The organism is Rhizobium sp. CSW-27 (assembly GCF_018760785.1).
GTDB lineage: Bacteria > Pseudomonadota > Alphaproteobacteria > Rhizobiales > Rhizobiaceae > Neorhizobium.
Map to the genome: position 1 here is coordinate 1 of NZ_JAHHZO010000035.1, position 6,925 is coordinate 6,925.

Annotated in this window: 7 protein-coding genes; all 7 read left to right on the forward strand. The window is 62.8% G+C overall.

Going from position 1 to position 6,925, the window contains the following annotated elements; all coding sequences use genetic code 11:
- Window positions 1–1,793, forward strand: a 1,793-nt coding sequence (locus tag KLP42_RS26145) for a helicase-like domain-containing protein (protein ID WP_353844941.1), incomplete at its 5' end; no start/stop codon positions are given.
- A 550-nt stretch (window positions 1,794–2,343) separates the two neighbouring features.
- Entirely contained in the window at window positions 2,344–4,098 is a 1,755-nt protein-coding gene (locus tag KLP42_RS26150) for a ParB/RepB/Spo0J family partition protein (RefSeq protein WP_215571106.1), read from the forward strand.
- On the forward strand, window positions 4,095–4,661 hold the full coding sequence (locus tag KLP42_RS27330; RefSeq protein ID WP_353844942.1) for a DUF7007 domain-containing protein: 567 nt from the start codon (window positions 4,095–4,097) through the stop codon (window positions 4,659–4,661). The genes KLP42_RS26150 and KLP42_RS27330 overlap by 4 nt, the downstream gene beginning before the upstream one ends.
- 138 nt (window positions 4,662–4,799) lie before the next feature.
- The gene (locus KLP42_RS27335) at window positions 4,800–4,988 is read left to right on the forward strand and encodes a hypothetical protein (RefSeq protein WP_353844944.1); all 189 of its coding nucleotides are present in this window, start codon (window positions 4,800–4,802) and stop codon (window positions 4,986–4,988) included.
- Complete coding sequence (locus KLP42_RS26160) at window positions 4,985–5,296, forward strand: hypothetical protein (RefSeq protein ID WP_215571104.1); 312 nt, start codon at window positions 4,985–4,987, stop codon at window positions 5,294–5,296. The genes KLP42_RS27335 and KLP42_RS26160 overlap by 4 nt, the downstream gene beginning before the upstream one ends.
- A 396-nt stretch (window positions 5,297–5,692) precedes the next feature.
- Window positions 5,693–6,280 (forward strand): hypothetical protein, encoded by a 588-nt coding sequence (locus KLP42_RS26165; protein ID WP_112636419.1) that lies wholly within the window; start codon window positions 5,693–5,695, stop codon window positions 6,278–6,280.
- A gap of 275 nt (window positions 6,281–6,555) precedes the next feature.
- Window positions 6,556–6,925: ArdC-like ssDNA-binding domain-containing protein (locus KLP42_RS26170; RefSeq protein ID WP_215571105.1), on the forward strand; the 370-nt coding region annotated here is incomplete at its 3' end.

The window sequence follows — 6,925 nt, forward strand, 5'->3', positions numbered from 1 at the left end:
CGGGTACCCCGATCACCAACACGCTCGGCGAGATGTTTTCGATCCAGCGCCTGCTCGGTCACGAGGCACTTGCCGAGCGAGGACTGCACGAATTCGATGCCTGGGCCTCGTGCTTCGGTGATACGACGACCGAACTCGAAATCCAGCCATCCGGCAAATACAAGCCGGTCAGCCGCTTCGCCTCCTTCGTCAACGTCCCGGAACTGATCGCCATGTTCCGGTCCTTCGCCGATGTCGTCATGCCCGAGGATCTCCGGCAGTACGTTAAGGTGCCCAACATCTCGACCGGGCGGCGGCAGATCCTGACAGCCAAGCCGACGGCGCTGTTCAAGACCTATCAGCAGATGCTCGATGGCCGGATCAAGGCGATCGAGAAGCGCGAAGGTCCGGCCCAACCCGGTGACGACATTCTGCTCTCGGTCATTACCGATGGCCGCCATGCGGCAATCGACCTGCGCTTCGTCATGCCGGCGGCCGACAATGAGGCGGATAACAAGCTCAACCTACTCGTGCGAAACGCCCACCGGATCTGGGCGGAAACCAGCCAAGCGATCTATCGCCGCCCGGATGGCAAGGATTTTGATCTGCCGGGCGCCGCGCAGATGATCTTTTCCGATCTCGGCACGATCAATGTCGAAAAAACCCGTGGCTTCTCTGCCTACCGGTTCATCCGCGACGAGTTGATCCGGCTCGGCGTACCGGCATCGCAGATCGCCTTTATGCAGGATTTCAAGAAAACCGAGGCGAAGCAACGCCTGTTCGGCGATGTCCGCTCTGGCAAGGTTCGCTTCCTGATTGGCAGTTCAGAAACCATGGGTACCGGCGTCAACGCGCAGCTTCGGCTGAAAGCTCTGCACCACCTCGATGTCCCGTGGCTGCCATCACAGATAGAGCAGCGCGAAGGCAGGATCGTCCGACAAGGCAACCAGCACGATGAGGTGGATATCTTCGCCTACGCTACCGAGGGTTCGCTCGATGCCAGCATGTGGCAAAACAACGAGCGCAAGGCTCGCTTCATCGCTGCGGCCCTCTCGGGCGATACGTCAATCCGCAGGCTCGAAGATGTCGGCGAGGGTGCTGCCAATCAGTTCGCGATGGCCAAGGCTATTGCATCGGGGGACGAGCGACTGATGCAGAAGGCGGGGCTGGAGGCCGATATCGCCCGGCTCGAACGCCTGCGCGCCGCCCATGAGGACGACCGGTATGCCGTCCGCCGCCAGATCCGTGATGCGGAGCGTGACATCGAGGTCTCAACCCGGCGGATCGGCGAGATCGGCCAGGACATCGCACGCCTCCGGCCGACCGGTGGCGATGCCTTCACCATGACGGTGCTCGGTCAGGATCATACCGAGCGCAAGGAGGCCGGTCGCGCACTGATGAAGGAGATCCTGACGCTGCTGCAGCTTCAGCAGGAGGGCGAGGTGCATCTGGCGACGATTGGTGGCTTTGATCTCGTGTATGAGGGTGAGCGGTTCGGCAAGGGCGATGGTTATCGCTACGAGACCATGCTTCAGCGCACCGGCGCCAACTATGAGGTTGATCTGGCGATTACGGTCACGCCGCTTAGCGCCATCTCGCGTCTGGAGCACGCACTTGACGGCTTCGACGAAGAACAGCGGCAATATCGCCGCCGATTGGACGAGGCCGGGCGCCGGCTGAATTCGTATCAATCGCGCACTGGTGGCGCATTCCAGTTCGCTGACGAGCTTGGCGCGAAAAGGAAGCGGCTTCGCGAGATCGAGGAAGAACTGGCTGCTTCGGCCATTGCTGAAGCAGACCAGATCGCCGCATGACGAACGTAAGCCCAAGCGTGTCTTGCGGCTTGGTCCTGCTCCCGCCATAGCTTTCACCAGATGGCGGGAGCAAATACTTGAAATCCCTGACCCTCGATAATATCTGAGGATCACTTCCCGTTCAGATGATGTCCTGCCACCGCTCTTGCGATGGCTTTCGATGTCGTCCGGGATCAGCAAAAGGGCGCTCCCCTCGTGGGTTGAGCGCCCTTTTTGCGTTTCTGTTTCTAGCCGAGGTTTTCACGTGCTGCTTTGGCCGCGGGGTGCGCGCGCCGATCTTTCAACAGAGAAGCGGAAGAGCAGGAGGAGGAAGGAACTGGTCGCCGATCTGTTCTCCTGCCGCCGCTGTCGCTCAACCGCCACCTGCGCCATCCCGGCCACTCGACCTTCGCAGGGCCCAAAAGCCCCGCTTGTTCTTCGCGGCAGGGATGCTCGGTTGCGGTTGCGTCAGTCCGACCGCTCGGCGGTCCGGGAGGTGTCTTCGAGAAAAATGAAGACAGGAAGGGCTGGCAAGGCGCCGGCCCGGAACGCTCTTGAAAGGACAGATCCCATGCAGATCATCAAAGTTGACCCGCGCGCCCTGAAGGAAAATCCCGACCGGATGCGCCAGTCGAAGTCGTCGCCGCAGGCAGACGCGCTGATGCTGGCCACGATCAAGGCCGTCGGCATCGTCCAACCGCCTGTCGTCGCGCCGGAAGCCGACGGTGGCAACGGCTATATCATCGACGCCGGTCATCGTCGCGTCCGGCTCGCGATTGCCGCAGGTCTCGAAGAAATCGAGATCCTCGTGGCAGACGCTGCCAACGATAATGGTGCGATGCGTTCCATGGTCGAAAACTCCGTCCGTGAACCTCTCAATCCCGTCGATCAGTGGCGCGGCATCGAACGGCTTGTTGCTCTCGGTTGGACGGAGGAAGCGATCGCCGTCGCTCTCGCCCTCCCCGTCCGCCAGATCCGCAAGCTGCGCCTTCTCGCCAATGTGCTTCCGGCCATGTTGGAACAGATGTCGCTGGGTGACATGCCGTCCGAGCAGCAGTTGCGGGTCATCGCGGCCTCCGGCCAGGTCGACCAGAAGGAGGTATGGAAAGCCCACAAGCCTAAGAAGGGTGACACCGCGTCCTGGTGGCAGGTTGCCAATGCGCTGACCAGGAAGCGCATGTATGCCAAGGATGCGAGCTTTGGCGATGATCTCGCTCAGGCCTACGGCATCGAATGGGTCGAGGATCTCTTCGCGCCGGCCGACCAGGATGGCCGCTATACCACGAATGTCGAAGGCTTCCTCGGTGCGCAGCATGAGTGGATGACGAGCAACCTGCCGAAGAAGGGCGGGATCGTCGACGTCAACAGCTGGGGCCAGCCGGAACTACCGAAGAAGGCTTCTCAGGTCTACGGCAAGCCGTCCAAAGCTGACCACGTTGCGATGTATCTCGACCGCGATGGCAAGGTGCAGACCGTCCATTACCGCATGCCGGAGACAGCGAAGCCGAAGGGCGCGGGCGTCGATGGAGTGGTCGCTGGTGGCGCTGATGCCGACGCGACCGCGTCGCCCAAGGCACGGCCCGATGTGACGCAGAAGGGTCACGAGATGATCGGCGACTATCGCACGGATGCGCTCCACGATGCGCTCGGTCGCGCGCCGATCGAGGACGACATGCTGATGGCGTTGATGGTGCTGGCCTTCGCCGGACAGAATGTCCGCGTCGACTCCGGTGCGGACGGGACCTTCTATGGTGGCAAGCGCTTCTCGCGCCATGCAGTCGGCCTGTTCGACGAGAACGGCAAGCTCGCCTTCGATCTGGACACGCTCCGGGTCGCCGTCCGCTCGGTCCTGATCGATGTGCTCTCATGCCGCCGTGGCATGTCGAACAGCGGCATGATCGCGCGCATCGCCGGCGATGCGATCGGCGCCGACGAATTCCTGCCGAACATGGGCTCGGAAGATTTTCTCTTGTGCCTGTCGCGCCAGGCGCTGGAAGCGTCTTGCGCCGAGGCCTCGGTCCAGCCCCGGCCCAAGGTGCGCGAAACACGCGCAGCGCTCGTCGAGCATTTTGCGAGCGAGCACTTCGTCCATCCGTCCGGTCGCTTCGCGCCGCCAGCCGACGAACTACTCGACTGGATCCGTGCAGGTGTTGCCACTGATATCAGCGGCAGAGGCTCCCAGGACGACGACGGTGATGCCGGCGATCCCGGTGAAGAGCAGGAGGCGAGGGTCGAAGAGGAGGCGGATCAGGATGATCCGCGCGACACCGACGCCGAGGCTGAAGATGGCCACGACCAGGATTTCGATCATAGGGCAGCAGCATGACCGCCCGCCTCCAGTCGAACAAGGCAAACTCCACCCCCGATCTTTCGGGGGTGGAGTTTGCTACAAGCGCGGACGGCATGCCCATCGCACGCATCGATGACACCGTCCTTGCCATGGTCACGTCGCCGAGCGGCTTCGCATTCCTTGCGAGTGCAGTCTTCGTTCGCCGGCCGCTCGCTGAGCTGACGCGCGACGATTTCATCGGGCACGACGGCCGGCTGGCCGACGAGGCCGAGTTTCGAACGTGCGTTGCCGAGACGGCCCGGCATAAGCGTGATCTCGCTGCGCTGAACCGCGTGCAGACGCGCATGTCGGCGAGCACGCCATGGGGCGGCTCGCAGATCGCAGTCATCTATGCCGAGGGCGTCGTCGCCCATAGCACGGCCGGCCATGGCGGCTTTCATCTCTCTGCCGATCGCAATGCCAGAATCCATCCGCTACTGCGGAAGCACTCTCCGTGGTATGAAGAGGATAACGAATGGGCGATCGTGGCCAACAGCTTTCCAGAGCTGTTCACCGGCTACGAGCGATCGATGGCCGAAAAGACCATCCGCAATACCTGACCGGATGCCTGGGAGGCGATCCATTGCTGCAAGCTGGCCGAGGGCGAAAGCTGGTCCAAGGATCGCCGCGCGTTTGATGAGCGCCATGCGGCAGATCATGTCGTCATATCTGCAATCTTTTCCGATCGGAACCCCGGCATGACCGAGGTCGTGGCGGTCGTCGGCGGGAACAGGCGAGCAGACAACGATGAGCGTCGCTTCCTTGTTCCGAGCGACGAGTATGCCGGGCGCAGCCGGTTCGGCTTTGTCATCGATCCCGTCCGTCATGCTGAGTATCAGGGGCCGTCCTCCTTCATCGGCTGGCGAAGCCGGGGAGATGGATCATGAACGACGTGCTCTTTGCAAAACCATTGGCGAGGGCAATCGGCGCAAGGCGTGAAACCCAGCGGCATCTCGATTGCCTGACCCGGCAGATAGCAGCGCGCGCAGGACGGCAGACGATCACAGTGGAGGTCCGGAGCCGGGTGCGCCGCCGGTCCGGTCCCCGTCTCTACCATCAGGAGCTTGCCGACCGCCTGGCCTTCGAACGGTGGCGCGAACTCGACACGCTCGCATCAAGGCTGGCAGAGCAGGAGCAGATCATCGATATGCTCGAGCATTGCGGTGATGCGCCCATCTCGTCGGTTGCGGAATAGGTGGACCTCTAACGGGGGCTGTGCAATGGGCGGCATCTGGTCATCTTGCGGCCACGACATCTCCCAGGGTGGCGGGCCTGGCCATGTCGTCCCTCGTCGGCGTGCGTCTGACATCTGACCCGTGCCGGACTGCCCTTCTGTTCGCTGCGGTCTGAACCGGCGGCCGGTCGTTTCAAGGCCGCTTGCGCGCCGCGGAGCGGCCGATCCAACCTCACTGCGCGAGGACAAGCCCGCGGTCCCAAGCAGGTCAAAACCTGCTGGCCCGCAACCCTGCCCTGCTGGCCCAGTCGGATCGGACCTGTGAAGCCGCCCGTCCTTTGCCGGTTCTGGTCGTCCGCATCGAAGGGCAGACCGGCACGGGCCGGAACCACTTCGGCAGCCACGGAAGGAAAAGACATGGCCAAGCCCGCCACCCCCAATCGCTCCACCGCCCGATCGGCGCAATCCCGTCGCGGGACAACCCTCGAAATGGTCCGCCTCTCCTGCCCCGACACCATCCAGGCGCACAAGATCGCCGAAAGCTTCGGCACGGCCATCGTCGACAGCGATGGCATCCGCAGCCTGCATGAGCGGCTGATCGTCGAGACCGCCGAAAGCCTTTCCGAGGGCTTGGGCGAAAAGGCCATGCAGATCCATCTGCAACGGATCGTCGGGGCCTTCGTCGGATCGGCACATGGCGCTGGACAGTTCTACAGCAGGGCCGTCACCGAGGCGCGCGACGCAACGGCCAAAGCATCGAACGATGCCCGCGACGAGGATCTCGACGGGCCCGTCGGCTATGACAGTGGCGCCCAGCGCAAGCGGGAGTTTGCAGCCGACATGGGCGTCCAATCCCACGCACTGCGGATGGCGGCAGAAGGTGCGGTGGCCGCCTACGAACAGGTCGTCGGCGAGACCTGGAAGCCCTTCGACCGGCCGGTCGAGAACCCCGGGGCATCGCTCGACCGCAAGGCGGCCGAGGCCCAAATGGCGGCTCTCGGTTGACACCCTGGCGGGGGCAACTCCGCCGCTTCTTTAAATCAGAGGCTGGCGCCTGCAGGTGCCGGCCATTTTTCGTGTTGAGAGGAAAAGCTGGAGACGCGCCTGTCGCGGCCCGTCCCGGTCGGCGGTCCTGCAGGGGCCAGGCGCCCATGCAACGGCTTTGCCGTCCTCCACGCTGTTGCGGCCGTTCCGGTGCATGGGCACACTATCGGCCCCTGACTTCGGACCTCCGTGACGGACCGCGACAGACGCGGTCTCGAGAAAAGGAAAAGGAAGTTATGGTCAGGAGAACGGATAACAATCGTATCGACATCTATACGCGCATCACCGACAGGATCGTTGAAGATCTCGAACAGGGCGTACGCCCCTGGATCAAACCATGGAGCGCCGCCAATACCGGTGGTCGTATCACCCGGCCGGTACGCCACAACGGCCTGCCCTATTCCGGCATGAACGTGCTCCTACTGTGGTCGGAGCAGCTGTCGCGCGGCTTCTGCTCCTCGATGTGGATGACATTCAAACAGGCTGTGCGACGTGAAGGTCGCATGAAAGGAGTGACCCATGGGTCCATGAGTAGTGTTCAACTCTGTCGCCACTTTCCCCATGCGACGTCGGTAACGGCGTGGTGTGAAGCGGGAATGAAAGCCC